The organism is Streptomyces sp. CRN 30 (assembly GCF_034105845.1).
The window spans coordinates 1-24,693 of the sequence record NZ_JAVRHI010000262.1; the positions used below are offsets into that span (position 1 = coordinate 1).

The 24,693-nt window shown below is 73.0% G+C and carries 24 protein-coding genes; 8 read left to right on the forward strand and 16 right to left on the reverse strand.

The features are described 5' to 3' along the window. Positions 1 to 604, reverse strand: a 604-nt coding sequence (locus UW392_RS27570; RefSeq protein WP_320777828.1) for a condensation domain-containing protein, incomplete at its 3' end; no start/stop codon positions are given. 448 nt (positions 605 to 1,052) lie between these two features. On the opposite strand from UW392_RS27570, the gene UW392_RS27575 reads away from it, so the two are divergent. After that, a complete protein-coding gene (locus UW392_RS27575; protein WP_320777829.1) occupies positions 1,053 to 2,384 on the forward strand; it encodes a phthiocerol/phthiodiolone dimycocerosyl transferase family protein in 1,332 nt (443 codons plus the stop codon). A gap of 57 nt (positions 2,385 to 2,441) precedes the next feature. After that, complete coding sequence (locus UW392_RS27580) at positions 2,442 to 2,960, forward strand: RNA polymerase sigma factor (protein WP_320777830.1); 519 nt, start codon at positions 2,442 to 2,444, stop codon at positions 2,958 to 2,960. 53 nt (positions 2,961 to 3,013) lie between these two features. On the opposite strand, the gene UW392_RS27585 is transcribed toward UW392_RS27580, so the two are convergent. After that, entirely contained in the window at positions 3,014 to 3,790 is a 777-nt protein-coding gene (locus UW392_RS27585) for a PAS domain-containing protein (protein WP_320777831.1), read from the reverse strand. A 455-nt stretch (positions 3,791 to 4,245) separates the two neighbouring features. On the opposite strand from UW392_RS27585, the gene UW392_RS27590 reads away from it, so the two are divergent. Together UW392_RS27590 and UW392_RS27595 are read left to right on the forward strand one after the other, a co-directional pair. Beyond that, on the forward strand, positions 4,246 to 5,496 hold the full coding sequence (locus UW392_RS27590) for a helix-turn-helix domain-containing protein (protein ID WP_320777832.1): 1,251 nt from the start codon (positions 4,246 to 4,248) through the stop codon (positions 5,494 to 5,496). 175 nt (positions 5,497 to 5,671) lie between these two features. Then, a complete protein-coding gene (locus UW392_RS27595) occupies positions 5,672 to 7,012 on the forward strand; it encodes a cytochrome P450 (protein WP_320777833.1) in 1,341 nt (446 codons plus the stop codon). A gap of 57 nt (positions 7,013 to 7,069) precedes the next feature. Here the strand turns inward: UW392_RS27595 and UW392_RS27600 are convergent, their stop codons facing one another. The 6 genes from UW392_RS27600 to UW392_RS27625 form a co-directional block, all read right to left on the reverse strand. Then, positions 7,070 to 7,408, reverse strand: a complete 339-nt coding sequence (locus tag UW392_RS27600) for an STAS domain-containing protein (protein WP_320777834.1) — start codon at positions 7,406 to 7,408, stop codon at positions 7,070 to 7,072. Next, the gene (locus UW392_RS27605; protein ID WP_320777835.1) at positions 7,405 to 8,721 is read right to left on the reverse strand and encodes a PP2C family protein-serine/threonine phosphatase; all 1,317 of its coding nucleotides are present in this window, start codon (positions 8,719 to 8,721) and stop codon (positions 7,405 to 7,407) included. Before UW392_RS27605 ends, UW392_RS27600 begins: the two co-directional genes overlap by 4 nt. After that, positions 8,721 to 9,524 carry an alpha/beta hydrolase gene (locus UW392_RS27610; RefSeq protein WP_320777836.1) on the reverse strand — a complete coding sequence of 268 codons (804 nt, stop codon included), beginning with the start codon at positions 9,522 to 9,524 and terminating at the stop codon, positions 8,721 to 8,723. Before UW392_RS27610 ends, UW392_RS27605 begins: the two co-directional genes overlap by 1 nt. A gap of 120 nt (positions 9,525 to 9,644) precedes the next feature. Beyond that, positions 9,645 to 10,172 (reverse strand): alpha/beta hydrolase fold domain-containing protein, encoded by a 528-nt coding sequence (locus tag UW392_RS27615; RefSeq protein WP_320777837.1) that lies wholly within the window; start codon positions 10,170 to 10,172, stop codon positions 9,645 to 9,647. Between the two features lie 328 nt (positions 10,173 to 10,500). Next, positions 10,501 to 11,619, reverse strand: a complete 1,119-nt coding sequence (locus UW392_RS27620) for an SDR family oxidoreductase (protein WP_320777838.1) — start codon at positions 11,617 to 11,619, stop codon at positions 10,501 to 10,503. Between the two features lie 81 nt (positions 11,620 to 11,700). Then, positions 11,701 to 12,825 carry an alkene reductase gene (locus UW392_RS27625; protein WP_320777839.1) on the reverse strand — a complete coding sequence of 375 codons (1,125 nt, stop codon included), beginning with the start codon at positions 12,823 to 12,825 and terminating at the stop codon, positions 11,701 to 11,703. 159 nt (positions 12,826 to 12,984) lie between these two features. Here UW392_RS27625 and UW392_RS27630 point away from each other — a divergent pair, with 159 nt between their 5' ends. Beyond that, positions 12,985 to 13,356 carry a MerR family transcriptional regulator gene (locus UW392_RS27630; protein WP_320777840.1) on the forward strand — a complete coding sequence of 124 codons (372 nt, stop codon included), beginning with the start codon at positions 12,985 to 12,987 and terminating at the stop codon, positions 13,354 to 13,356. 100 nt (positions 13,357 to 13,456) lie between these two features. Here UW392_RS27630 and UW392_RS27635 read toward each other — a convergent pair whose 3' ends face one another. Further along, the gene (locus tag UW392_RS27635; protein ID WP_320777873.1) at positions 13,457 to 14,569 is read right to left on the reverse strand and encodes an alkene reductase; all 1,113 of its coding nucleotides are present in this window, start codon (positions 14,567 to 14,569) and stop codon (positions 13,457 to 13,459) included. 113 nt (positions 14,570 to 14,682) lie between these two features. Between UW392_RS27635 and UW392_RS27640 the strand changes: the two genes are divergently transcribed. Next, complete coding sequence (locus UW392_RS27640; RefSeq protein WP_320777841.1) at positions 14,683 to 15,039, forward strand: helix-turn-helix domain-containing protein; 357 nt, start codon at positions 14,683 to 14,685, stop codon at positions 15,037 to 15,039. A gap of 19 nt (positions 15,040 to 15,058) precedes the next feature. Here UW392_RS27640 and UW392_RS27645 read toward each other — a convergent pair whose 3' ends face one another. The 7 genes from UW392_RS27645 to UW392_RS27675 all read right to left on the reverse strand — a co-directional run bounded on the left by UW392_RS27645 (position 15,059) and on the right by UW392_RS27675 (position 22,040). Beyond that, positions 15,059 to 15,634 carry a hypothetical protein gene (locus UW392_RS27645; protein ID WP_320777842.1) on the reverse strand — a complete coding sequence of 192 codons (576 nt, stop codon included), beginning with the start codon at positions 15,632 to 15,634 and terminating at the stop codon, positions 15,059 to 15,061. 92 nt (positions 15,635 to 15,726) lie between these two features. After that, positions 15,727 to 16,443 (reverse strand): sulfite exporter TauE/SafE family protein, encoded by a 717-nt coding sequence (locus UW392_RS27650; protein WP_320777843.1) that lies wholly within the window; start codon positions 16,441 to 16,443, stop codon positions 15,727 to 15,729. Then, positions 16,440 to 17,489, reverse strand: a complete 1,050-nt coding sequence (locus UW392_RS27655; protein WP_320777844.1) for an ABC transporter ATP-binding protein — start codon at positions 17,487 to 17,489, stop codon at positions 16,440 to 16,442. Before UW392_RS27655 ends, UW392_RS27650 begins: the two co-directional genes overlap by 4 nt. Further along, positions 17,482 to 18,504 carry an ABC transporter ATP-binding protein gene (locus UW392_RS27660; RefSeq protein ID WP_320777845.1) on the reverse strand — a complete coding sequence of 341 codons (1,023 nt, stop codon included), beginning with the start codon at positions 18,502 to 18,504 and terminating at the stop codon, positions 17,482 to 17,484. The genes UW392_RS27655 and UW392_RS27660 overlap by 8 nt, the downstream gene beginning before the upstream one ends. Beyond that, positions 18,501 to 19,493: an ABC transporter permease gene (locus UW392_RS27665; protein WP_320777846.1), complete on the reverse strand. Its 993-nt coding sequence runs from the start codon at positions 19,491 to 19,493 to the stop codon at positions 18,501 to 18,503. The genes UW392_RS27660 and UW392_RS27665 overlap by 4 nt, the downstream gene beginning before the upstream one ends. A gap of 14 nt (positions 19,494 to 19,507) precedes the next feature. Beyond that, entirely contained in the window at positions 19,508 to 20,437 is a 930-nt protein-coding gene (locus tag UW392_RS27670; RefSeq protein ID WP_320777847.1) for an ABC transporter permease, read from the reverse strand. A 1-nt stretch (position 20,438) separates the two neighbouring features. Next, positions 20,439 to 22,040 carry an ABC transporter substrate-binding protein gene (locus UW392_RS27675; RefSeq protein ID WP_320777848.1) on the reverse strand — a complete coding sequence of 534 codons (1,602 nt, stop codon included), beginning with the start codon at positions 22,038 to 22,040 and terminating at the stop codon, positions 20,439 to 20,441. Positions 22,041 to 22,303: 263 nt separating this feature from the next. Between UW392_RS27675 and UW392_RS27680 the strand changes: the two genes are divergently transcribed. Together UW392_RS27680 and UW392_RS27685 are read left to right on the forward strand one after the other, a co-directional pair. Beyond that, the gene (locus UW392_RS27680; RefSeq protein ID WP_320777849.1) at positions 22,304 to 23,305 is read left to right on the forward strand and encodes a 2-hydroxyacid dehydrogenase; all 1,002 of its coding nucleotides are present in this window, start codon (positions 22,304 to 22,306) and stop codon (positions 23,303 to 23,305) included. Positions 23,306 to 23,395: 90 nt separating this feature from the next. After that, positions 23,396 to 24,685 (forward strand): glucarate dehydratase family protein, encoded by a 1,290-nt coding sequence (locus tag UW392_RS27685; RefSeq protein ID WP_320777850.1) that lies wholly within the window; start codon positions 23,396 to 23,398, stop codon positions 24,683 to 24,685. Positions 24,686 to 24,693: the final 8 nt, after the last annotated feature.

The following is a 24,693-nucleotide window of genomic DNA, read 5'->3' on the forward strand; positions in this document are numbered from 1 at the left end:
CGGCCCAGTGGGCGCGGTCGCGCGCCGCGCGCTCGGAGGCGAGGTAGGCCGCCTCCTCGGTGGCGAGCCGGGCCACGGGGGCGAAGGCGGCGGGGGTCGGCCGGCGGCCCGCGGCCAGCGCGTCGTAGGTGTCGGCGAGGCGGCGTCCGAGGAGCTTGTAGCTGTAGCCGTCGAGCAGGATGTGATGGGCTCTCAGGAACCAGATGTGCCGGTCCGGTGCGAGGGTGAGCAGGGCGTGCGAGAACAGGGGCCCCTTGTCGATGTCCACGGGGGTCGCGAGGTCCGCGTGGATCCACTGCCACGCGGCGGCCTCCGGGTCGTCCGTGCCGCTGACGTCGATCCGGTGCAGTGTCCAGTCGTCCGCGTCCGGTGCCGGCCGGCAGCGGGGGCCGTCGTCGGTGTCGAGGAAGCGCAGGGCGAACGTGCCGGCCTCGCCGACGGTGTGCCGCAGCGCGGCCTCGAACAGGCCGGTGTCGAGGGGCCCGTGGACCTCCACCGCCTCTCCGGTGTTGTAGGCGGCACTGTCCGGAGCGAGTCGCTGGGCGTACCAGAGGCCCTCCTGGGCTCCGGTCAGCGGGCGACGGTCGTCCTCGTGGAGTGACATGCACAACCCTCATGTGGCAAGCCGTGATCACACGGTCGGGGGGGATGGGGTCCGGTCGGGCCGGACGCGCGCGAGCGTCGGACCGGTTCGTTCAACGTATTCCTGGGGCCGGCGCAGGCAAAAGGGGAACTGTCGCTCCACTCGAGGGTCGTTCGGCCCTGTCGCCGGTTCCGGCAGCTCTTTACGTTGAGGGAGCACGAGCGGCTCGGTCAAGGCCGGAGCGTACGGCGGGAGGAATTCCGGGAATTCCCCTAGAAGTACGTGCCGCCGGCCGGGAGAAGTTCTAGGGAAAGCCCCCGATTCGGGGCCCGGGGCCGCCCGGAGTTGGATTTTGCGGCTTCCGGCGATGCACCCTCTGAACGACACCGGGTTACTTCGGGCAGCCGGCGGTGGCGCGGTGCCATCGCCTCGGGTACGGAAAATGGTTGACGAGCAGATGACTGACGGCATGCAACGTGCACTGTGTCCGGTCGAGACGCTGTATGTGGGCCAGCGGAGCCGGGCGGTGCTCTCCTGCACCCTGCACGGACACGTCGACGTGGAGGCGCTGTCGGCGGCGTTCGACGCCGTCACGGCCGCGCAGCCCACGCTGCGCGCGCGGATCGTGCCGGACGGCACGGGGTACGCGCTGCGCCTCCTCGACGAGGAGAGCAGGCCACGCCTGATCACGCGGACCGGCGACGCGGAGGAGGCGCACGCGGCGGAGCTGAACTCGCCGCTGCCGGTCGGCTCCCCGCTGACCCGCGCGGTCCTCGTCAGCGCACCGGACGGTGACCAGCACCTGTTCGTGCTGACGATCGACCACACGATCACCGACGGACACAGCGCCCTCACCCTGCACAACATCCTGTGGGACCGATACCGGGAGATCGTCGAAGCGGACGGGGAGCACCGGGAAGCGGTGCCGTCCGCCGCCGCCGTGGTCACGGAGGACCGCGTGGACGGCCCGCAGTGGCCGAGTCCCGTCAGCCTGTCGCTGCCCCGCGGGGACGAGGCCGACACCGCCGCGTACCTCGAGCGCCGCACCGAGGAGGCCAGGCAGCACCCGGTCGAACTGGTGGCCTACGACGTACCGGCCGGCACGGAGGACGGGCACGTCGAGGCGTGCCGGCTGACCCTGGACCCGGAGGACACCACCCGGCTGCGGCAGGCCGCCCGCCGGGCCGGGGTCTCCGTCCACGCCCTGGTGAGCGCCGCGGTCCTGGGGGCGGCCCGCCGCCGGCTGGCGGGCGACGGCGCCCGGACGCTGGGCTGTCTGTCCCCCGTCGACCTGCGGTCCCGGATGTCCCCGCCGCTCCCGGCCGCCGTCGCGGTGGCCGCGGTCACCAGCCACCTGCAGACCGTCGAGGTGTCCGAGGAGACGGAGCCGCTGGCCCTGGCGCGCACCGTGCACGCCCGGATCGGTGAGTACATCGCGCGCGGCGACCACTTCCGGGAGGTCCTGATCACGCCGGAGATCCCCCGGAACCCGGCACTGCAGCTGGGCACCGTGATCGTCACCAACATGGGCGTGGTGCCCGGGCCGCGGCTCCCGGAGGGGCTGCGCGCGAGTGACGTCCGGCTGGTGCCCGGCCGGGAGAACTACTTCCCGCAGATGGGCCGGAGCCCCGTGATGGCGTGCGTCGTCTCCTGCGAGGGCCGGCTCGCCATCGAGTTCCCGCACTTCACCGCCTGCTTCAGCCCGTCCTTCATGGCGGCGTTCCGCGACGACGTCCGCGACGGGCTGCTCGCCTTCACGGGCACCGCCGAGCCCGAGCCCGCGCTCGCGGACGCGCGCTAGGAGAAGGCCTCCGGCCCAGCGCACCTGCCCCAGCTGCCACGAGGAGCGATCCCCCGCATGAACACCGTCAGCGACCTCCCCCCTCTCCCGGCGCTGCTGCCGCGGGCCCGGGCGGGTGACGAGGAGGCCATGAACAGCCTGCTCACCGGCATCACCCCGTACGTCGCCCGGATCTGCCGGTCCATCACCCAGGACGACGCCGCCGACGCCACGCAGGAGGCGCTCCTCGCCATCTACCGCGGTCTTGGCACCCTGCGCGAACCGGCGGCGTTCTACGGCTGGGTGCGCTCGGTGACCGTCCGCGAGGCCGTCCGCACCGCGAAGCGGCGCGGTGCGGAGACGACGTACTCCGAGGTGGAGACGGAGCAGCGGACCAACCCGCTCGACGCGGTGTACATCAGCGACGTGCTGGACCGGTTGTCCGACGCCCACCGCCAGGTCCTCACCCTGCGCGTCTACGGGCTCAACGAGGAGGAGATGGCCGAGACGCTCGACCTGCCCGTGGGGACCGTACGGTCCCGTCTGCACCGTGCCCGCCGCCGGTTCCAGGAGGCCTGGCAGCCGGCGGCCGCGTGACGGGGCCCCCGCCGGCGGCGCGGCCGTCCGGCGGGGGCCCCGTCACGGGAGGGTCAGGCGACGCACTCCGGTGGCACGCGCGGCGGCCACTGCCCCACCGTCAGCAGGCCCAGACCGTGCGCACGCGCCACGAGGGCGGGACGGTTGGGCACCTGGAACCTGCGCAGCAGCAGTCCGACGCGGTACTCGACGCCCTGCCGGCTCATGAACAGGCGGGCGGCCAGCTGCACCGTGGAGGCACCGCCCGCGACGCCCTCCAGCACCTGCGCGTCGAGCTTGCTGAGCATCCGCCGGGCGGGCGCGTCCGGCTCGTCGTCCACGTCCGCCGCGCCCGTGTCGTCGTCGGGCCGGAGCAGGAGGACGACACCGGCCGGCCTTCCGGCCGTGCCGTTGACCGCCGTGCCGGTGAGCTCGGCCGAGAAGGGGCGCCCCGTTCCGTCCCGGCCCGTCACCCGTTCCGTGAAACGACCGCGGCGGCCCTCGGAAAGACCGGCGAAACGTGCGCTCAGCGAAGGCAGTGACAGGGCGGGGAGAAACTCGTGGAGACCGCGGCCGTACATGTCGGCCGGGGTCCGGCCGAATTGCCGCGCGAATCCGTGCTCCGACGCCGTGATGACGAGGTCACCGGGAGATACGTGAGCCGTAAAAATGCGTCGGTGCGGCCTTCCCTCCGTGCCGTTCCGACGAGTTCCGGTTACGGTTCGGACTTCGGGGACCACTGGGGCGGCACCGTTATTCACCGCGCCGATCGAAGCACCGGTGATGTGCGCGGTCACCACGGACCTACCGTCTTTCCTCCCGTACGGGGAGAGCGCCGCGCCCGCGTGCACGAGGACAGGTACAACGTTGTCATGGCCATTCGATCTCCGGCTCCCCCGCCGTGGTCTCGAGGGACGCCGCCGGAGCGGTCGCGGCCACCCCTGCGGCAGCCCCCCACTGCCAGCCCAAGAAAGCGTGACGCAACACGAATACCTCCACGGAACCTGGTGAGACGGATCGGGGTCGGCACTTCAAGGGTAAAGCCAGGCAACTACTGTGACAAGAGTTTGCCTACAAGGATCAAGGTCTTGCCAAGCCTCCCGTCACTGAAGAACGAGGCCCTCACCTGCAAGAACGGCCGTACGCCTGAGGAACAGCACGCAGCGGACCGTGACGCAAGCCGCAAGGGTGATCAAGTCGGTTGCCAGGCTTGCCCGATCTTTCGTAAGGTGGCGGCACCTTCCGCACCCCGGCTGACGACCCGGAACGAAGGAGTGCCGGAGGCGTCGGAGAACAAGAGGTGGGAATGCTTGACCAGCCGCACTTCGGCCGCCGGCTGAGGAGGCTCAGGCTGGAACGAGGTCTGAGTCAGGCTCATGTGGTGGGCGAGGGCATGTCCACGGGCTACCTGTCACGCCTGGAGTCCGGGGAGCGCCCGCCCACCGAACGGGCCGTCGCCTACCTCGCGGGGCGGCTCGGCGTCGACGTGTCCGTCCTGACCCGCCCCACGGACGGCTCCCTCACCGAGGTACTGGCCGGCGCGCTGTCGGCACCCGCCGGCACGGACAGCACCGACGCGCTGTCCCGCGCGCTCGAGGACGACGAACGCGAGGACCCCGCCGCCCGCTGGCAGGCCCTGTGGCTGCTCAGCCGCGGCAACCGGCGCAACGGCGACCACGAGCAGGAACTCGCCCAGTTGCTGGAGATCATCGAGCTGAGCGAGCTGCTCGACTCGCCGGAACTCAGCGCGCGGGCACACATGCAGCACGCCCGGTGCCTGCGGGCGCTGGGCAGGATGGGGCAGGCGGAGCCGGTGGCGGTGCGGGCCCTCGCCATCGCCCGCGACGAGGCCCTGTCCGTGGCCGACACGATGGCCGCGCTCATGGTGCTGATCAGCATCGAGACGGAGATCGGCAGCATCGAGGCCGCCGGCCGGCACGTCGCGGAGCTGGAGCGGGACTTGCTGGCGGACGCCGCCCCCACCCAGGCGGCCGAGGCCCTGTGGACCGCCGCCATGGTCAGCAACCGCCAGGGCGACCACACCGGCGCCCAGGTCAGACTGGAGCGGGCGCTCGATCTCCTCGAGGGCAAGGACGACCTGACCCTGTGGGCGAGACTGCGGGCGGCCGCCACCGCCGCCGCGCTGCAGATGTCCCCTCCCCGTGTGGACGCGGCCGAGCACTGGCTGGGTGAGGCCGAGCCCGTCGTCGAACTGATCGGCACCCCCCTGCAGGTGCAGGAGCTGCACGCCCTCCAGGCCCATCTGGCCTACCACAAGGGCGACCTGGACGAGGCCCGGGCCCGCTGCGACGCGCTGCCGACGGACGACGACCTCCGCCTGTCCTACCGCGACCGCGTACGCCTGCGGGTCCTCCGGGGGCAGTTGACGATCCTGGACGGCCGGATCGACGAGGGCATCACCCTCCTCAAGGAAGCGGGCCGGCAAGCGGCCGACTCCAAGAACCTGGACCTGGCGGCCCACATCTGGCAGTCCCTGGCCACCACCCTCACCGAGGTGCGCGCCACGGAGACGACCGGCACGACACGGGACGACTGACACCGGAGGCGCTCGGCGTGTGAGACGCGCACCGCGTGTGTCTCATGTGGCGCTGGTGAGGCAATGGTGCACATCGTGCACGTGCTGCGAACACGCGACCCGTACGGGCGTACGCACGCGAACAGCCAGGGAAGACATGGGGGCGCCAAGATCAGCCCGAAGGGAGCAAGCCTCCGTGACGCTCGCCGCGCCGCCCCCCATACCCAGAGCAGCGGGATCGTTCCCCCTGCTGGGTCACGCCGTCCAGCTCCTGCGCGACAACCTCGGTTTCGTCGCCTCGCTCCGCCGCGACTACGGGCCGCTGGTGGAGATCACCCTGCAGCCCGGCACCCGCACCGTCATCGTCCAGGACCCCGAACTGATCCGCACCATGCTGGTCGACCTCGGTCCCAGCCTCGACAAGGGGCGCTTCTTCGAGAAGATGGGCGAGCTGCTGGGCGACTCGGTGGTCACCGCCGCCGGCCAGCACCACGTGCGCAAACGCCGCCAGCTGCAGCCCGCCTTCGCCCGCGACGAGATCGCCCGCTACGTCGACATCATGCGGGACGAGGTCACCGCGCACGTCGACGGCTGGCGGGAGGGCCAGACCCTCGACGTGCGCGAGACGATGGTCGGGCTCTCCCTCGACATGCTCGCCAAGACGGTCTTCTCCGGCTCCCTCGACGAGGGCACCTTCCGCCGGCTGCGCGAGGACCTGTCGGTGGTGATGAACGGCGTCGGCGCCCGCGTCATGCTGCCCGACTGGGTGGCGCGCCTGCCGCTGCCCCACAACCGCCGCTTCGACCGGTCCCGGGACGCCGTCCGGGCCACCGTCCAGCGCGCCGTCGACGAACTGCAGGCCTCCGGGCACGACACCGGCGACATGCTCTCCCTGCTGCTGCGCGCCCGGGACGAGACCACCGGCCGGCCGCTCACCGGGCACCAGATCTGCTCCGAGATCCTCACCCTGGCCGTGGCCGGGACCGAGACCACCGCCTCGGTGCTCTCCTGGACGCTGTACGAACTCGCCCGCCACCCGGACGTCGAGGCACGCGTCCTGACCGAACTGGACGAGGTCCTCGGCGACCGGCCGGTCACCTTCGAGGACGTCACCCGCCTCCCCTACCTGCGGCGCGTGATCGACGAGGTGCTGCGGCTGCACCACACCGGCTGGCTGGTCACCCGCCGTACCGTCACCGAGACCCGCCTCGGCCGGTGGACCCTGCCCGCCGGCACCGAACTGGCCTACTGCCAGCACGCCCTCCACCGCGACCCCGAACTCTTCACCGACCCCCTGTCCTTCGACCCCGACCGCTGGCTGGACAGCGCACAGCCGCCCCCGTCGGGCGCGTTCCTGCCCTTCGGCGCGGGCAAGCACCGCTGCATCGGTGACCGGTTCGCCCTCACCGAACTGATCACCGCCATCGCGACGATCACCCGGCGGGTACGTCTGGACCTGGGGGGCCGGACCGTCCGGCCGGTGGCCCAGGCCACCGTGCGCCCGCGGACCCTGACCATGGACGTGCGGCTGCGGTGAACACCGCCCCCGGTCGCCGTCGCCGTCGGCGTCACCCGGGGGCCGCCCACCCGCCGTTCACGGCCGGGTGGCGGTCTCGCTGTCGCGGTGGAAGGTGAAGACCTGGTCGAGGCCGACGATGCCCAGCACCCGCAGGGTGTGCGCGGGCACGGCGGCGAGGGCGAGGTCCGCCCGGGCGGCGAGGGCGTGGTTGCGGGCGGCGAGCAGGGCGGTGATGCCGCTGGAGTCGCAGTACTCCATGCCGGCCAGGTCCAGGACGAGGCGCTGGCCCGGCCGCAGGGTGAGGGCGGCGAGCAGGGCGCGCAGCTCCGGTGCGCCGGCGTAGTCGAGTTCGCCGGTGATCTCCAGGACGGGACCGGTCGTGGCGTCTCGGGTGGTGATCTTCAGCGAGCTCATCGTGCGTATCTCGTCGTCGGGTCGGGAGTGGTGGGGGCGGAGGAGGTGGCGGGCGCGGGCACGCCCAGCGCGAGCAGGGCGGTGTCGTCGTCGAGGCCGTCCCCGAAGCTGTCCAGCAGGCTGGTCAGCGCCTCGACGAGGGTACGCGGGGACGCCCCGGCGTGGTCCGCGGCGAAGGCGCGCAGGGCCTCGTCGCCGTACAGCGTGGTGCGGTCGGGGCCGATGCGGGCCTCGGTGAGGCCGTCGGTGTAGAGCAGCAGGGTGTCGCCGGGGGCGAGCACGGTGTCGACGGTGGCGAAGCGCGCGTCGGGCAGGACGCCGACGAGGAGCCCGCCGGGGGTGGGCAGGTAGTCGGCCGTCCCGTCGGCGCGCAGCACCAGGGCCGGCGGGTGCCCGCCGGAGGCGAGGCGGACGGTGACCTGCCCGGTTTCCGGGTCGGGCTCCAGGGTGCCGAAGATGGCGGTGCAGTACCGCGGGTCGCCGCCCGTGTAGCGCTCGTGCAGCACCGTGTTGAGGGTGGACAGGGCGGCCACGGGGTCGGGGTCGTGCAGGGCGGCGGCGCGCAGGGTGTAGCGGGTCAGCGAGGTGACCGCGGCGGCTTCCGGGCCCTTGCCGCAGACGTCGCCGAGGAACAGGGCGAAGCGTTTGCCGTCGACGGGGAAGACGTCGTAGAAGTCGCCGCCGAGCCGGTCCGGGGAGGCGGTGTGGTAGTGGGCGGCCGTCTCCACCCCGGGCACCGGGGGCAGGGTGGCCGGCAGCAGCGACTGCTGGAGCACGGCGAGGGCCGCCTGCAGGCGGGCGCGGTCCGTCTCGGCCTGCCTGCGCGCCTGTTCGGCCGCCTTCCGCCCGCGCAGGAGCTCCTCCTCGTAGGCGCGGCGGTCGCGGGCGTCGAAGAAGGTGGCGCGGATCAGCAGCGGCTCGCCGGTGCTGCCGCGCTTGACCACGCCGGAGACCAGCACCGGCATCCGGGCGCCGTCGGCCTGCCGGAGCTCCAGGGCTATGCCGCTGACCTCGCCCCGCACCCGGAGCAGCGGAGCGAGGTGGGTCTCGTAGTACATCCTGCCGCCCACGGTCAGCAGGTCGGTGAACCGCATCCGGCCCACCACCGCGTCCCGCTCCAGGCCGAGCCAGCCCAGCAGCGTGGCGTTGACCTTCGCGACGGTGCCGTCCATCAGCGTGGACAGGTAGCCGCACGGCGCGCTTTCGTACAGTTCCTCGGCGCTGTCCTCCAGCAGCGCGGCGAACAGCGCGTCCGGCACCTCGGGGTCGCAGGCGGTCTCGTGCGGGTCGGGTTCCGGCCCGGTGCGGCACATCACCGCAGGCTCCTCAGGAATGCGGTGATCGCCGCGTTGGTGGCGTCGGGCGCGGACAGGTGCGGGCAGTGCCCGGTCGCGTCGAGGACGACCAGCTGCGAACCCGGGACCGCCCGGTGGACGTGGGCGCCGACCTCCGGGGAGGCGATGACGTCCTGCGCGCTCTGCAGCACCAGGGTCGGCACCCGCACCCCCTTCAGGTCGTCCCTGGAGTCCGAGAGGAACGTGGTCCGCGCGAAGACCCGCGCCATCTCCGGGTCGGTGGCGCAGAAGCTGTCCGTCAGCTCCTCACCGAGTTCCGGACGGTCCGCGTTGCCCATGATCATCGGCGCCGTGGCCTGTGACCAGCCGAGGTAGTTGGACTCCAGCGAGCCCAGCAGCTCGTCGATGTCCGCCGCGCTGAAACCGCCCCGGTAACCCTCGTCGTCGACGTACCGCGGGGACGGGGCGACCATCACCAGCGCCCCGATGCGCTCCGGGGCCAGTCCGGCGGCCAGCACCCCGATCATGGCGCTGACCGAGTGCCCCACGAACACCGCGTCGCGCAGGTCCAGGGCCTCGCACACCTCCAGCACGTCGCGGGCGTAACCGTCCAGGGAGGAGTACCGCTCCTCCGAGAACGCGGACAGGTCCGAGCGGCCCGAGCCCACGTAGTCGAAGAGCACCACCCGGTGGTCGTCGGCCAGGGCGGGCACCGTCAGGCGCCACATGTTCTGGTCACAGCCGAAGCCGTGCGCCAGCACCACCACCGGCCCCCGGGGGTCGCCGGTGACCGTGACGTTGTTCCTGCGCCGGATGTCCATGCGAACCATCCTCGCAGCTTCCGTCCGTCGACCCGGTCCGGCCCTCGCATCACCCCGAGCTCTGCCCAGCGCCTTCACCTCCCGTCACCACGTGGGACGCGGGGCGCCGCCGGCGTCCGGTCAGCCGGACAGCACGCTCACGAAGAAGTCGGGCGAGCGGTCCACCTCCCCGAGGGACGGGCCGCGGTTCGGGTACCCGTGCGCCATGCCCGCCGCGTGGTACGTGCGGACGGGGACACCGGTCTCCTCGCGCTGCCGGGCGAGCAGTTCGCCGGACGGGCGGAGGTCGTCGTGCTCGGCGAGGACGATGCCGGTCGGGGGGAGGCCGTCCAGCTGCGTCGCCCCGGGCATCGCGTCCGCGGGCAGACCGGTCAGGCGGCCCACGCACTTGCGCACCATGTCCTCGATCGACCCGGTGGTGAACCGCAGGAGTGCCGGGAGCTCCCGCATCGCGGCCGCCGTCGCGTCGTCCAGGGCCGGGGTCGGGAAGTGCACGAAGGGGTACGCCGGCAGCAGGGCGTCCGGACGGGGTTCGTCCCGGTCGCGCAGCCGGAGCGCCGTGGACAGGGCGAGGGCCGCGCCCGCGCTCGCGCCCCGAGGGCGACCGGGCCGGAGGGCGCCCGGCCGGCTCCGGTGAGCCAGAGCCACGCGAAACGTGGATCCGGACGGGGACCTCCCCGTGCGGCCCCGGCACGGTGCGGTCCTCGACCGAGATGTCCGGCGCGCTCCACCCGCCCGGGTCGCGGCAGAACTCCGCGACCCGGGCCATGGCCCGCGGGTCGGCCTGGGCGTCCTCCTGGCTCAGGCCGTCGAGCAGGTGCGTCTTTGGGGCGAGGCAGGGATCGAGTGGCATGCGCGCTCCCCGGGCGTCCGGTTCCGGTGTCCGGTTCCTCGCGTCTGTCCATCACCTCCGGACGTCTCGAACATCGAACACGGTTCTGCATGTCGGGAGACGGAGATCGCCGGACGGCGGGTGTCAGGCGGCGGGGATCACGCGCTCGCTCCGCAGGGTGTCGAACAGGGCGGCGAAGGAGGCGAGGGTGTCGACGTGGTCGGTGAAGCCCGCGCGGCGACTGCGCGCCATGTCGGTGAAGCACTCGACCGGACGGTTCAGGTCGCTGTCGGTGTGCCACCAGGAGGCGACCCGGGCGAGGTCCGGTTCGGCGAGGCCCTCACGCTCGGTGAGCCCGCGCCACAGGTCCTCCTTCCCGGCCATCTGCTCCTCCAGGGGACGCGGCCGCCCGGCGTAGCCCTCGGGTTCGACGCCGAGCAGCCCGGCGATCCGCGGCCACATCCAGCGCCACCGGAAGACGTCACCGTTCGCCGTGTTGTACGCCTGGCCGGGCAGGCCCTCGGTGGTCGCGGCCCAGATCATCTGGCGGGCCAGCAGGCCGGCGTCGGTCATGTCGGTGATGCCGTTCCACTGCGTCTCGTTGCCGGGGAAGACGAAGGGCCGGCCCTCGGCGCGGCACAGCGCCGCCTGCGCGGCCAGGGTCTGCCCCATGTTCATGGCGTTGCCGACCGCGTGTCCGATGATGGTGTGCGAGCGGTGCACGCTCCAGGAGAAGCCCTGCCGCTCGGCGGCCGCCCACAGCTCGTCCTCCTGGGCGTAGTAGAAGTTGGGGGCGTCCAGGCGGGGCTCGTCCTCGTGGAACGGGGTGTCGCGGGTCGCGCCGGTGCCGTACGCCTCGAACGGGCCGAGGTAGTGCTTGAGGCCGGTGACGAGGGCGACGTGCCGCAGGGTGCCCGCCCGTCCGGCCGCGTCCAGGACGTTGCGCACCATGGCCGCGTTGACGCTGATGTTCTCCGCCTCGGTCGGCCGACGGCTCCACGCGGTGACGAACACGTGGGTGAAGGACCGCCCGGCCAGGGCCGTCCGTACGGACTCCGCGTCCGTCAGGTCCGCGCGCAACGCCTCCACGCCGTCCTGGGGGGCGGCCTCCCGCCGGGAGAGGCCGGCGGTGCGCCATCCCTGCGCGACGAGTTCCCGGCACAGGGCCCGTCCGGCGATCCCGGTGCCGCCGACCACCAGGGCGGAGTGCCGGGTACCGCCCGTGGTCTCCACTGCGTCCGTCCCGTCCGTGTTTCCTGCCATGTCCTTGCTCCTTGCCGTGTCCGCGCTCCGTGCCGTGCCGGAGCTGTCCGCCGTGCTCACCCGGGTTCCCCTTCCGCCGGTTCAGCCGCGGGCGGCGGGAGGCTGCTCCGCCAGGGTGGGGTAGTCGGTGTAGCCGTGGTCGTCGCCGCCGTAGAAGGTCGCCCGGTCGGCCTCGGTGAGGCGCGCGTCGCGGGCCAGGCGGTCGGGGAGGTCGGGGTTGGCGATGAAGGCCCGCCCGAACGCCACCGCGTCGACGGTGCCGCTCTCCACGGCGCGCAGGGCCTGCTCCCGGCCGTAGCCGCCCGCCGCGATCAGGCGGCCCGGGTAGCGCCCGCGGACCCAGGCGCTGTCGATGCCGTCGGCCGGCCGCCGCGCTGCCGTCGAGTCGTCGCCGACGATGCCCGGCTCGACCAGGTGCAGGTAGGCGAGGCCGCGCGGGGAGAGTGCGTCCAGGACGTGGGTGAAGAGCGCCACCGGAGCGGAGTCGGCCATGTCCTGGAAGGTGCTGCTGGGCGAGATCCGGACGCCGACCCGGTCGGCCCCCACCGCGGCGGTCAGCGTGTCGAGGACCTCCCGCAGCAGCCGCGCCCGGTTCTCGACGGCGCCGCCGTAGCCGTCCGTGCGCCGGTTGGCGCTGTCCTGGAGGAACTGGTCGATGAGGTAGCCGTTGGCCGCGTGCAGCTCCACCCCGTCGAACCCGGCGGCCCGCGCGTTCTCGGCGGCCCGCCCGTACCGGTCGACGATGCCGCCGATCTCCTCGGTCTCCAGCGCCCGCGGCGTGACGTGGGGCACCCGCCCGTCGCGGGCGAAGGTCGTACCGGAGATGGCGATGGCGGAGGGGGCCACGGGCAGCTTGCCGCCGGGCTGCAGGCTGGGGTGCGAGGCGCGGCCGGTGTGCCACAGCTGCGCGACCATGGTCCCGCCGGCCTCGTGGACCGCGTCGGTGACCTGCTTCCAGGCCGTCACCTGTTCCGGGGTCCACAGGCCGGGGATGTCGGGGTTGCCCACGGCCTCGGGCATGATCGCGGTGCCCTCGGAGACGATGAGCCCGGCTGAGGCCCGCTGGGTGTAGTACCGCCGCGCGGAGGGGCCCGGGCGGCCGTCGGGCAGGGCGCGGCTGCGGGTCAGCGGCGGCATGACGATACGGTTCGCCAGGGGCAGCGCGCCGAACCGCGCGGGGGCGAACAGGGTGGACCGGTCGTGCATGGTTCTCTCCGGGACATGGCGAAAGTGCTGGCCGGGCGGGGTGTCCGCCCGGTCCTCCCGAAGCTAGACCTTGACGTTGACGTGAAGGTCAAGCACCGCCGGCGCGGGGCGGCCGAGCGGTAGGGTCTGACGTGTACGTCAAGGAGGGACGGGCCCGCCATGAAGATCGGTGAACTGGCGCGCCGCACCGGCGTGACCACCAGGACCCTGCGCTACTACGAGGAGCAGGACCTGCTGCACCCGGAGCGGCAGGCCAACGGGTACCGCACCTACCCGGAGTCGGCCGTACTGCGCGTGGAACAGGTGCGCGACCTCCTCGCCGCCGGCCTGTCCACCCGTGTCATCAAGGTGGTCGTCCCCTGCTTCGAGGGTTCCGGGGCCCGGCTCAGGCCGCAGGTGGACGGGGAGCTCGCCGCCAATCTGGCCCGCGAGGTCGAGCAGATGAACGCGCGCATCGACGCCCTGACCCGTAACCGCGACGCGGTCTGCCGCTTCCTGCGGAGCGCCACCCCCACGGCGGCGGCCGACTGAGGGCCCTCGGCCCGTACTCGGCGCCGCATCACGACGAGGGCGGGGACGGCCCGGTCGCCCGGGCCGTCCCCGCCCCGCCCCGCGGGTGCCGCGGCGCGGCTCAGCCCGCCTGGAGGAACGGGTAGTCGGTGTACCCCTCGGCGCCCGGACCGTAGAACAGCTCCGGCCGCTGCTCGTTCTCCGGGTGCTCGCCCTGCCAGCGCTCGACCAGGTCGGGGTTGGCGATGACCGCCCGGCCCACGGCCACGGCGTCGGCGTGGGCGGCCTCGATCAGCTCCACCGCCTCCTTGCGCGTGGTGGGCGAGGAGAAGCCACTGTTGATCATCAGCTTGCCGCCGAAGCGCCGGCGCAGCTCCTGGACCAGCTCGCCCTCCGGCTCCTTGTGCAGCACGGAGAGGTACGCCAGGCCCAGCGGGCGCAGCTGGTCGAGCAGGGTGCCGTAGGTGGCCAGGACGTCGTCCCGGTCGGTCTCGACGGCGTCCTGGATGTTGTGCTCGGGCGAGATCCGCAGTCCGACCCGTCCGGCACCCACGGCCTCGGCCACCGCCTTGACCACCTCGACGACGAAGCGGGCGCGGTTCTCCGGGGAGCCGCCGTACTCGTCGGTGCGCCGGTTGGACGCCGGGGAGAGGAACTCGTGCAGCAGGTAGCCGTTGGCGCCGTGGACCTCCACGCCGTCCAGCCCGGCCTCCTCGACGGCCCGGCGGGCGGCGGTGACGAAGTCGTCGAGGGCGGCCCGCGCCTCGTCGGCGGTCAGGGCGTGCGGCACCGGGTAGGGCTGCTTGCCCTTCTCCGTGTGACCCTCGCCCTCGATCGCTATCGCGCTGGGGGCGACGACGCGCCGGCCACCGTTGACGTCGGGGTGGGTGACGCGGCCGCCGTGCATGATCTGCATCACGATGCGTCCGCCACGGGCGTGCACCGCCTCGGCCACCCGCCGCCAGCCGGCCACCTGCTCGTCGGTGACGATCCCCGGCTGCCCCACGAAGGCCTGCGACTCGTGGTTGAGGTAGGTGCCCTCGGTGACGATCAGCCCGATGCTCGCCCGCTGCGCGTAGTGCTCGGCCACCAGGTCGCCGGGGACGCCGGAGGAGCCGGACCGCATCCGGGTCAGCGGTGCCATGGCCACGCGGTTGGCGAGCTCGATGTCCCCGAGGGTGACCGGTTCGAAGAGGGAGGAAACAGGCGAAGACGATGATGCAGTCACAGAAATGTTTTCCTTCGTGAAGCGGTTGACAACGGGAAAAGCAGACCTCCCGCGATTCCACTGTAACCCATGTACGCAATCACGCGAACATACTGCCGGACGGGCGGTACCCTTGCGCCATGGCCAGTCGAACGTCCTCTCCGCTCGTCCACCCCGACGAGGCGGACCTCGACCTCTTCAGGATCATGAGCGCGCTGGCCGACCCGGTGCGGCTCGGCATCGTGGTGACCCTCGCCTCCCGGCCCGGGCTGGCCTGCAGCGGCTTCTACCAGGACGTCGCCAAGTCGGCCCTCACCCGGCACTTCCGCGTCCTGCGCGAGGCCGGTCTGATCCACCAGCACGACGTCGGCACCCGGCGCATCAACACCCTGCGCAAGGAAGAACTGGACCGCCGCTTCCCCGGCCTGGTCGACCTGGTCGTCAAGGAGGGCGCCGACCGCGCGGCCGCCGCACCGGAGGACGCCGCGCGCGCCTGACGCGGTCGGGTACGGGGGCTCAGCCTCGCCGGGCGACGTCCAGCGCGGTGGCCCACAGGACGACGGCGGCACCGAGGCCGACCAGCGCCTGAACGGCCGCGGGGTCGCTCCCGCCGGCGAGCACCAGGACGCCGGTCAGCCCCAGGGCCGTCAGCGCGCCCGCCGTCCACCGGTACTGCGACTGCCCGAAGGCCGACGCGAGCGGCAGGAAGTGCAGACCGACGACCACGCACACCGCTGCGGGAATGTGGAACCCCTGGCCCGTCACGGGACCGAGGACGACGACGACCGCACCGATCGCGAGGGACTGCCCGATGGTGACCTGGCGGAACCGCCGGAGGCTGTCCGCCGCCACCTGGCGCGTACGCCTCGGCCCGGCCGCCTTGCCGTACCGGACGGTGAGGCCCAGCGCGCCGGCCGCCACCGCCACCGTCGCGGCCGCGACGAGGAGGAGCGCCGGCGTCGGGAGGTGGGAGGAGAGACCGGAGACTCCCAGGACGGCCCAGGCCGCCGCGAAGACCGCCATGACGAACGCCCCTTGCAGAAGCCGCTCCTCGCTCGATCGCTGCTGCTCACCGGCGGTCTCGTCGATCACTCGCCCGGTCTGACTGTGCGATTTTCCAGGGGAGTTCACGGACCGGCACCGCCGAGGGCCGGTGCCCTACGGCACGGCGACGGAACCGCGCGTCAGACGAACTGCCGCACCACCAGGACCGACGCCCCGGCAACCGCGAGCGCCGTGGCGGCCGTCCGGGTGCGCCGTACGTCCAGCCGGCGGGTCAGCGGACGGGCGAGCAGCACCCCGGCCACGGCGGCGGGGGCCAGCAGCGCCGAGTGCCGCAGCGTGTGGGCCCCGACCGTGCCGGCCGCCGTCAGCGCGGCGAGGCTCATCAGCGAGCCGACGAGGAAGAACGCGCTCATCGTGGCGCGCAGTTCGGGCCCGCTCAGCCGCTGCCACACCATGGCCATGGGCGGGCCGCCGATGGAGGTGGCGGTGCCCATCACCCCCGACGCCATACCGGCCAGCAGGACTGCGGAACGGCGTTGCCGCGGCACGAAGCCGGCCACGCTCGCCGCGACGCCGACCAGGACCACCCCCGCGATGAGGAGCGCGAGGTACCGCGCGGGGAGTACGGCCACGAGCAGCGCGCCCGCCGCCACGCCCGGCACCCGTCCGAGGAGCGCCCATCCGCAGCCGCGCAGGTCCGCCCGGCCGCCTTCGCGCACCAGCACCAGCGCCGTCACCCCGGTGGCGAGCATCAGGACCACCGTCGGGGCCAGGGCGGGGTCCACCAGCGAGAAGACCGGCGCGGCGATCATGCCGAGGCCGAAGCCGACGGAGACCTGGAGGAGCGCGCCGACGACCACCGTGAGGGACAGCAGGACGAACTCCGCGCCGGTCATGCCCACGCGGACCCTGCCTCCGCGGCCCCCGCTGCCTCCAGGGGGAAGTGGCACAGGGCCGTGTGCGGGTCGGCCCCCGTCCCGCGTACCACGGCCGGAGGCGCCTGGTGCGCGCACAGGTCCTCGGCGTGCGGGCACCGGGTGCGGAAGCGGCAGCCGGAGGGGATGTCGAAGGGGGACGGGACCTCTCCCTGGAGCTGGACCTCGCGCCGGCCGGGGTCGCGGGAGGTGTCCAGGACGGGCGCGGCCGACATGAGGGCGGCGGTGTAGGGGTGCTGCGGACGGTCGAAGACCTCGTCGACGCCTCCGTGTTCGATGACCTTGCCCAGGTACATCACCGTCACCCGGTCGGAGATGTACCGCACCACGGACAGGTCGTGGGAGATGAACACGTACGTGACACCGAGGCGCGACCGCAGCTCCGAGAGCACGTTGAGGACCTGCGCCTGCACCGACAGGTCGAGCGCGGAGACGGGCTCGTCGCACACGACGAGGTCGGGGTCGAGGGCCAGTGCGCGGGCGATGCCGATGCGCTGGCGCTGCCCGCCGGAGAACTCGTCGGGGTACCGGTGGGCGTCGCTCTCCCGCAGCCCGACCAGGGACAGCAGTTCGCGGACGCGCTTCTCGCGGGCCTGCGGCGTCGGCACCACGTCCCGGTGCGTGCGCCAGGGCTCGGCGATCAGGTCGGCGGCCGACATGCGCGCGTTGAGCGAGGCGAAGGGATCCTGGAAGACCATCTGCACCCGGCGCCGCCAGGCCAGCAGGTCCTTGCCGCGCAGGGCGAAGGGGTCGGTGCCGTCGAACCGCACCGTGCCCGCGTCCGGCCGCTCCAGGCCGAGCAGCACCCGGGCCAGGGTGGACTTGCCGCACCCCGACTCGCCGACGAGCCCGAGTGTCTGTCCCCGGCCGACGCGCAGGTCCACGCCGTCCAGGGCGGTCAGCCGGCGCCGCCCGCTGCCGAAGCTCTTGGTGACGCCTCGGACCTCGAGGAGCGGGGCATCGGTACGGGGCTCGGACACCACAGAGGCGTCACGGGTCTCAGGCACGGTCGAGCTCCTCGGAGAAGTGGCAGGCGGCCGAGCGGCCGTCGCCCGTCGGGCGCAGGGCAGGCCGTTCCCGGACGCAGCGCTCCCGTGCCAGGGGGCAGCGGGCCTGGAAGACACAGCCGGGCGGGACCGCGCTCAGCTCGGGCGGGCTGCCGGGGACGGCGGGCAGCGGGCGCCCGCGCACCGAGCCCTCCGGTACCGAGTCGAGCAGCCCCCGGGTGTAGGGGTGGCGGGGAGCGGAGAAGACGTCGTGCACGGAGCCGTTCTCCACCACCGTGCCCGCGTACATGACGGTCACGTCGTCCGCCCGCTGCGCGACCACCGCCAGGTCGTGGGTGATCAGGACGACGGCCATGTCCCGCTCGTCCTGGAGGTCCCGCAGCAGCCGCATGATCTGCGCCTGCACGGTCACGTCGAGGGCGGTGGTGGGTTCGTCGGCGATGAGCACGTCGGGGGCGAGGGCGACGGCCATCGCGATCAGCAGCCGTTGCCGCATGCCGCCGGAGAACTGGTGGGGGTAGGCGCGGGCCCGCTCCCCCGGCTCGGGGATGCCCACCCGCGCCATCAGTTCGACCGCCTTCTCCCGCGCCTGGCGCCGGGAGAGCCTCTGGTGGATGCGGAAGGGTTCGCCGAGCTGCCGGCCCACCGGCTGCACCGGGTTGAGGGCGGTCAGGGCGTCCTGGAAGACGATGGACAGGGCGGGGCCCGCCAGCTTGCGGCGGGCCGCCGGGCTCATGCGCAGGGTGTCGCCGCCCTTGACCCGGACGGCGCCGCCGGTGACCGCGGCCGCGGGGTCCAGCAGTCCGACCACGGCGAGGGCGGTCATCGACTTGCCGCAGCCGGACTCGCCGAGCAGGGCCAGGGTGCGGCCCCGGCGGACGCTGAAACTGACGTGGTCGACGGCGCGTACCGTCCCCGCGGGCGTGGTCAGGTCGACGCACAGGTCCTCGACGTCGAGGGCGGGGGTGTCCGCGCCGGACGGGCCCGCGGAGGAGGGGCTGGTGGTGGTCGTCACGGCATCGTCTCCGGCTGGACGGGAGGGACGGGAGCGGCGGGGGCGTCCCGGTCGCGGCGCTTCTTGCGCAGCGTCAGGCGCCAGCGCTGGGCGGGGTCGGTGGCGATCCGGGCCCAGGCGGCGAGCACCGTGGCGGACACCGTGGTGAGCACGATCGCGAGGCCCGGCAGCACCGTGATCCACCAGGCGGTCTGGAGGTACTGGCGTCCCTGGGCGACCATCAGGCCCCAGCTGACGTCCGGGGGCTGGATGCCGATGCCCAGGAAGCTCAGCGAGGACTCGGTGAGCATCACGAAGCAGAAGTCGAGGGTGGCGACGGTCAGCAGGGTGGGCAGGGCGATCGGCAGGACGTGCCGGTAGATGATCATTCGGGCGGGGGTCCCGAAGGTGCGGGCCGCGTCGACGAAGAGCCGGCTGCGCAGCTCGGCCGCCTCCGCCCGCGCGGTGCGCAGGTAGACCGGGATGCGGGCCACGGCCAGGATCAGCACGATGTTCAGCGCGCTGGGCGAGAACACGTACAGCACGACCACCGCGATCAGCAGCGAGGGGAAGCTGAGGATGACGTCGGCGACGCGCATCGCGACGCTCTCCCGGCGTCCTCCGTGGTAGCCGGCCCACAGCCCGAGGGCCGAGCCGATCAGCAGGGAGCAGAGCACCGCCGGGACGGCCACCGACAGGGTCGTCGCGGCCGCCTCGACCAGCCGGGCCAGCATGCTGCGCCCCAGGACGTCGGTGCCGAGCAGCCCGTACACCCCGTCGCTCAGGGACGGCGGCCGCAAGGAGGCGTCCAGGTCCTGGCGTTGCGCGCGGTCGCCGATGAACAGCTGGCCGAAGAGCGCCACGAGGGCGACGAGCGCGAGGACGACGGCCCCGACGGCGGCGGCCCTGTCCCGGCCCAGCAACTGCCAGCAGCGCGGCGGCCGGTGCCGCTCGGCAGGTCGGGTGGAGGGGGTGTCCTCCGCGGCGGAGGACTCTGCTCGGGTGGTCATGGTGCTTCCTTCGCTCACGCCGGCACCGCCTGGGGTACGCGGGGGTCGATCAGCGCGTGGCAGACGTCGACCAGGATGTTCAGCGCGAAGATCGTCACCGCGGTCAGCAGCACGGCCGCCTGGAGGACCGCGAAGTCGCGCTGGAGGATGGAGTCGATCATCAGCTTGCCGATGCCGGGCCAGCCGAAGATGGTCTCGACGATCACCGCGCCGTTGACCAGGCCCACCGTCAGGTCACCGGCCACGGTCAGCACCGGGGTCACCGCGTTGCGCAGGGCGTGCCCGAAGATCACCCGCCGGGGTGTGGCGCCCTTGCTGCGGGCCACCTTGACGTAGGGCGCGGACAGCGCGGAGACCATGCTGCCGCGGACCACCTGGACCAGCACGCCGAACGGGCGGATCAGCAGGGTGGCGATGGGCAGCACCCAGATCTCGGGGCCGCCCAGCGTGCCCGAGGTCGGCAGCCAGCCGAGGCTCACGCCGAAGACCAGGACACCCATGACCGCGAACCAGAAGTCGGGGATGCTGGCGGCCGTCATCGACAGCAGGCTGGCGACGCGGTCGATCAGGGAGTTGGGCCGGTAGGCGGCCAGGCTGCCGACCAGCACCGCCCCGGTGACCGCCAGCAGCATGGTGACACCGGCGAGTTGCAGGGTGACGGGGAAGGCGTCGAGCACCATGGAGGTGGCCGACTGCCCGGTCCTGAGCGAGGTGCCGAAGTCGAACTGCGCGGCGTCGACGAGGTAGTTCCACAGCTGCGCCGGGATGGAGAGGCCGAAGCCCTGCGCGGCGGAGAACTCCGCGCGCTGCTCGGGGGTGGCGCTCAGCGGGAGGTAGAGGTCGACGGGGTTGCCGGTCATCCGGGCCAGGAAGAACACGCCCAGCACCACGCAGACCAGGGGCACCGCGCTGGAGACGATGCGTTTACGCAGGAAGAGAACCATGTCAGCGCCCTTCCGCCGCGGCCGGGGCGACCTCGGCCAGCCTGAGTTCGTCACCGGTGGCGGAGTTCGGCTCGTAGAGGATCGTCGGTGACAGGCCGAGCAGTCCGCTCATGTGGGCGATGTGGGTGTACTGCACGACGGACTCGTTCTGTGCGGCGAGCAGCTCGGCGAAGGCGGTCTGCCGTTCCTCGCCGGACAGCGCGCCCGCCGCGTCGAGGCGCCGGTCGAGCTCCTTCGTGCCGAACGTGGACTGAGGGCCGTCGCTCAGCAGGTACTGGCTGGTGGTGAACGCCGCGTCACCCGCCTGGTTGCCGTGCATGATCAGCAGGGCGACGGGGCCGACGCCCTCGGGCAACGGCCGCAGCTGGTACTGGAGGTGGGTGGCGGTGTCGGCCATCCGGACCCGTACGTCCAGCCCGATCTCCTGCATCTGGTACTGGAGGGCCTCGGCCGTCTCCGACACCCCGGAGAACATGCCGTTGCGGGCGACCAGGGTGATCGTGCGGCCGGTGGGCACCCCATCGGCCGCCGCCTCCTCGACCAGGGCGCGGGCCTCGGCCACGTCCTGCTCCGGCGGTTCGATCTCCTCGCCGTGGCCGACCACGCCGGGCGGGACCAGTTGGCCGGCCGGTTCGGCCTGGCCGCCGAGCAGGGCGTCGATGATGCCCTCGCGGTCCACGGCCAGGTCGATCGCCCGGCGCACCCGCAGGTCGTCGAGCGGGGCCTCGCGGCCGTCCAGGCGCAGGGCGGTGGTCTCGTTGTTGGGGTACGAGACCGTCGTGTCCTTCTCCGCCTCCATCGGGTCGAGCGCCACGGCGATCTCCGCCTCCCCCTTGTCGATCATGGCGGCGCGGACGCTCGCGTCGCTGCGCCAGACGTAACGGGCCCGCGCGTAGGGCGGCGCCTCGCCCCAGTAGTCGTCGAAGCGGCTCAGCGAGATCGCCGATCCGGCCTGCCAGGAGCGGACGGCGTAGGGGCCGGTGCCGACCGGGACGCGCACCTTGGCCCCGGTGTCGGTGGTCCGCGGCACGATCTCCACGAAGCTCAGGCGCAGCGGCAGGATGGGGTCGGGTTCCTCGGTGGTGACGGTCAGCCGGGTGTCGTCCACCGCTTCCACCTCGAGGTCCTCGTTGCCGAAGACATAGCCCTCGACGTTGCAGGCGAGGTCGGAGTTGACCGCCCGGTCGATGGAGAAGGCGGCGTCCTCGGCGGTGAAGGGCTCGCCGTTCTGGAAGCTCACCCCGGAGCGGATGTCGAAGGTCCAGGTGTCCGGCCGGGTCTGCTCCCAGCCGGTCGCCAGCAGGGGGTGCAACGCGCCGGACGCGGGGTCGCGTTCGACCAGGGGCTCGGTGATGTTGGACCGGACGACGACACCGGTGCCGGTCAGCGAGGCCTCGCAGGGTTCGAGGGTGGGCGGTTCCTGGGTGAGCACCACCCGCAGGGTGCTGCCGTCGGCGCTGCCGGTGTCGCCGCCCGCGCTGCCTGCCACGGCGCACCCACTGGAGAACAGCACGGCACCCGCCAGCAGCATCGCGGTGGTCGTTCGGGGCCGCCTCCGGGCGGCGGGCGGGGTGGATGAGACGGAGGACTTCATCGTCGGCATGTCTCCGAGGGGGAGTGCTGATGTGTCGCGTTCCGATCACGGGGTCACGGACCGCCTTCGGGGGCGTGTCTACACTTGCGTACGCGGTCCGCATCCGTGAACGCCGAAGCTAAGACCGGTGCCGCGGCAGCGTCAAGACGTGCGCAAGGTCGGATGTCGCGCACCCCACGCACCGCTCCGCCCCGGTCCCCGCCGCAGGGCCGCGCCACCGGACGCGACCGACGACCACGACGGCAACGACCACTACGACCACGGGAGTCACCATGTCCACACCCCTCACCGCCACCACGAGCGCCACCGGCACCCCGGGCGGCCGGGGCACCGTCCTGCAGGCCTCTCCCCTGCTCCCCGCGCTGGAGGAGGCGCTGTCCGAGCAGTACCGGACGGTGCGCCTGCACGAACTGACCGACCCCGACGCCCACCTGCGCGACCACGGGGACGAGGTGGTGGCGGTGGTGACCAGCGCGCGGTTCGGGGTGAGCGACGCCCTGATGGACGCGCTGCCCCGGCTGCGGGCCATCGTCCACTTCGGCGTCGGCTACGAGACGACCGATGTGGTCCGTGCCCGGGCCCGTGGCATCGACGTCAGCAACACCCCCGACGTACTGACCGACTGCGTCGCCGACCTGGCCGTCGGCGCCCTGATCGACGTCATGCGCCGGCTGTCGGCCGCCGACCGGTACGTACGCGGCGGCGGTTGGGCCGGCGCGCCCTTCCCGCTCGCCTCCCGGGTGAGCGGGAAGCGGGTCGGCATCCTGGGGCTGGGCCGCATCGGCCGGGCCGTCGCGGCACGGCTCGAGGGCTTCGGCACGGACATCGCGTACTGCTCGCGCGTCCCGGTCACCGGCGTCACCTACCGCCACGTCCCCACCGCCCGGGAGCTGGCCGAGCAGTGCGACGCCCTCGTCGTCACGGTCGCGGGCGGCGCGGACACCCGTGGGCTGGTCTCGGCCGAGGTGCTGGACGCGCTCGGCCCCCAGGGCTACCTGGTCAACGTCGCCCGGGGCAGCGTCGTCGACGAGCCCGCCCTGGCGCGGGCGGTGACGGAGGGCCGCATCGCGGGCGCGGCGCTCGACGTGTTCGCCGACGAACCCCATGTGCCGCGGGAGTTGCTGGAGTCGGACCGGGTGGTGCTGCTCCCCCACATCGCCAGCGCCACCCGGGAGACCCGGGCGGCCATGGGTGACCTGGCCCTGCGCAACCTGCGGCACTTCATGACCGAGGGGGTCCTGCTCACCCCCGTGCCCGGGACCCCCGCTCCCTGACGGCCCCGACGGCCCCGACGGCCGCGATGCCGTTCCGACCCATTGACAGCGTCAGAAACCCCTGTCTACAAATGAGAACGCCGACTACATATGAGGATGGCCTTCGTGGTAGACACCTCCGCACGCATCGCCGACGTCACCGTGACTCCCGTGGCTTTCCGGGACTATCCCCTGCTCAACACGGTCGGGGTGCACGAGCCCTACGCACTGCGCACCATCGTGGAGATCACCACGGAGACCGGCGTCAGCGGCGTCGGTGAGACCTACGGCGGCACGCTGCACCTGGCGCGGCTGCGCCGCGCCGCCGCCGGACTCGTCGGCATGGACGTCTGGAGCCTCAACGACCTGGTCGCCCGCACCACCCGGGCGCTGGGCGCCGACACCACGGGCGGCGACGGCATGTCCGGGATGGTCACCGGCAGCAGCACCGTGGACCGGGTCATGTCGCCCTTCGACGTCGCCTGCCTGGACGTCCAGGGCAAACTCGTGGGCCGGCCGGTCAGTGACCTGCTGGGCGGCGCGGTGCGCGACTCGGTGCCCTACAGCGCGTACCTCTTCTACAAATGGGCGGGGCACCCTGATCAGGGCGACGACGACTGGGGCGCCGCCCTCGACCCCGCCGGCCTGGTCGAACAGGCCCGCCGCATGATCGACACGTACGGCTTCTCCTCCATCAAGCTCAAGGGCGGCGTCTTCCCGCCGGACGAGGAGATCGCGGCGGTCAGGGCGCTGCGGGAGGCCTTCCCGGACCTGCCGCTGCGCCTGGACCCCAACGCGGCCTGGAGCGTTACGACCTCGCTGCGCGTGGCCCGCGAACTGGACGGGGTGCTCCAGTACCTGGAGGACCCGGCCGAGGGCATCGAGGGCATGGCGGCCGTGGCCGCCGGGACCCCGACCCCGCTCGCCACCAACATGTGCGTCGTCTCCTTCGACGACCTCGCCCCGGCCGTCGAGAGGAAGGCGGTGGGCATCGTCCTGTCCGACCACCACTTCTGGGGCGGGCTGCGGCGGTGCGGCCAGCTCTCCGCGATCGCCGACACCTTCGGGCTCGGCCTCTCGATGCACTCCAACTCGCACCTGGGCATCAGCCTCGCCGCGATGACCCACCTGGCGGCGGCGACCCCCCGCCTGACGTACGCCTGTGACACCCACTGGCCCTGGAAGCAGCCCGACGAGGACGTGGTGGACCCCGCGCCGCTGCGGTTCAGCAAGGGCGCCGTCGCCGTGCCGACGGCGCCCGGTCTCGGAGTGGAACTGGACCGGGACGCGCTCGCCCGGCTGCACCGGCAGTACCTCGACTGCGGGCTGCGCGACCGCGACGACACCGGCTACATGCGCCGCGTCGACCCCTCGTTCCCGACCAAGACCCCCCGGTGGTGACCCGCTCG

Coding starts and splice junctions, on each gene's coding strand:
- UW392_RS27580 (WP_320777830.1), top strand. CDS start 2,442: ATGAACACCGTCAGCGACCTCCCCCCTCTCCCGGCGCTGCTGCCGCGG.
- UW392_RS27590 (WP_320777832.1), top strand. CDS start 4,246: ATGCTTGACCAGCCGCACTTCGGCCGCCGGCTGAGGAGGCTCAGGCTG.
- UW392_RS27675 (WP_320777848.1), bottom strand. CDS start 22,040: ATGCCGACGATGAAGTCCTCCGTCTCATCCACCCCGCCCGCCGCCCGG.
- UW392_RS27610 (WP_320777836.1), bottom strand. CDS start 9,524: ATGGACATCCGGCGCAGGAACAACGTCACGGTCACCGGCGACCCCCGG.
- UW392_RS27575 (WP_320777829.1), top strand. CDS start 1,053: ATGCAACGTGCACTGTGTCCGGTCGAGACGCTGTATGTGGGCCAGCGG.
- UW392_RS27625 (WP_320777839.1), bottom strand. CDS start 12,825: ATGCACGACCGGTCCACCCTGTTCGCCCCCGCGCGGTTCGGCGCGCTG.
- UW392_RS27670 (WP_320777847.1), bottom strand. CDS start 20,437: ATGGTTCTCTTCCTGCGTAAACGCATCGTCTCCAGCGCGGTGCCCCTG.
- UW392_RS27665 (WP_320777846.1), bottom strand. CDS start 19,493: ATGACCACCCGAGCAGAGTCCTCCGCCGCGGAGGACACCCCCTCCACC.
- UW392_RS27600 (WP_320777834.1), bottom strand. CDS start 7,408: ATGAGCTCGCTGAAGATCACCACCCGAGACGCCACGACCGGTCCCGTC.
- UW392_RS27630 (WP_320777840.1), top strand. CDS start 12,985: ATGAAGATCGGTGAACTGGCGCGCCGCACCGGCGTGACCACCAGGACC.
- UW392_RS27680 (WP_320777849.1), top strand. CDS start 22,304: ATGTCCACACCCCTCACCGCCACCACGAGCGCCACCGGCACCCCGGGC.
- UW392_RS27605 (WP_320777835.1), bottom strand. CDS start 8,721: ATGTGCCGCACCGGGCCGGAACCCGACCCGCACGAGACCGCCTGCGAC.
- UW392_RS27685 (WP_320777850.1), top strand. CDS start 23,396: ATGAGGATGGCCTTCGTGGTAGACACCTCCGCACGCATCGCCGACGTC.
- UW392_RS27620 (WP_320777838.1), bottom strand. CDS start 11,619: ATGGCAGGAAACACGGACGGGACGGACGCAGTGGAGACCACGGGCGGT.
- UW392_RS27640 (WP_320777841.1), top strand. CDS start 14,683: ATGGCCAGTCGAACGTCCTCTCCGCTCGTCCACCCCGACGAGGCGGAC.
- UW392_RS27650 (WP_320777843.1), bottom strand. CDS start 16,443: ATGACCGGCGCGGAGTTCGTCCTGCTGTCCCTCACGGTGGTCGTCGGC.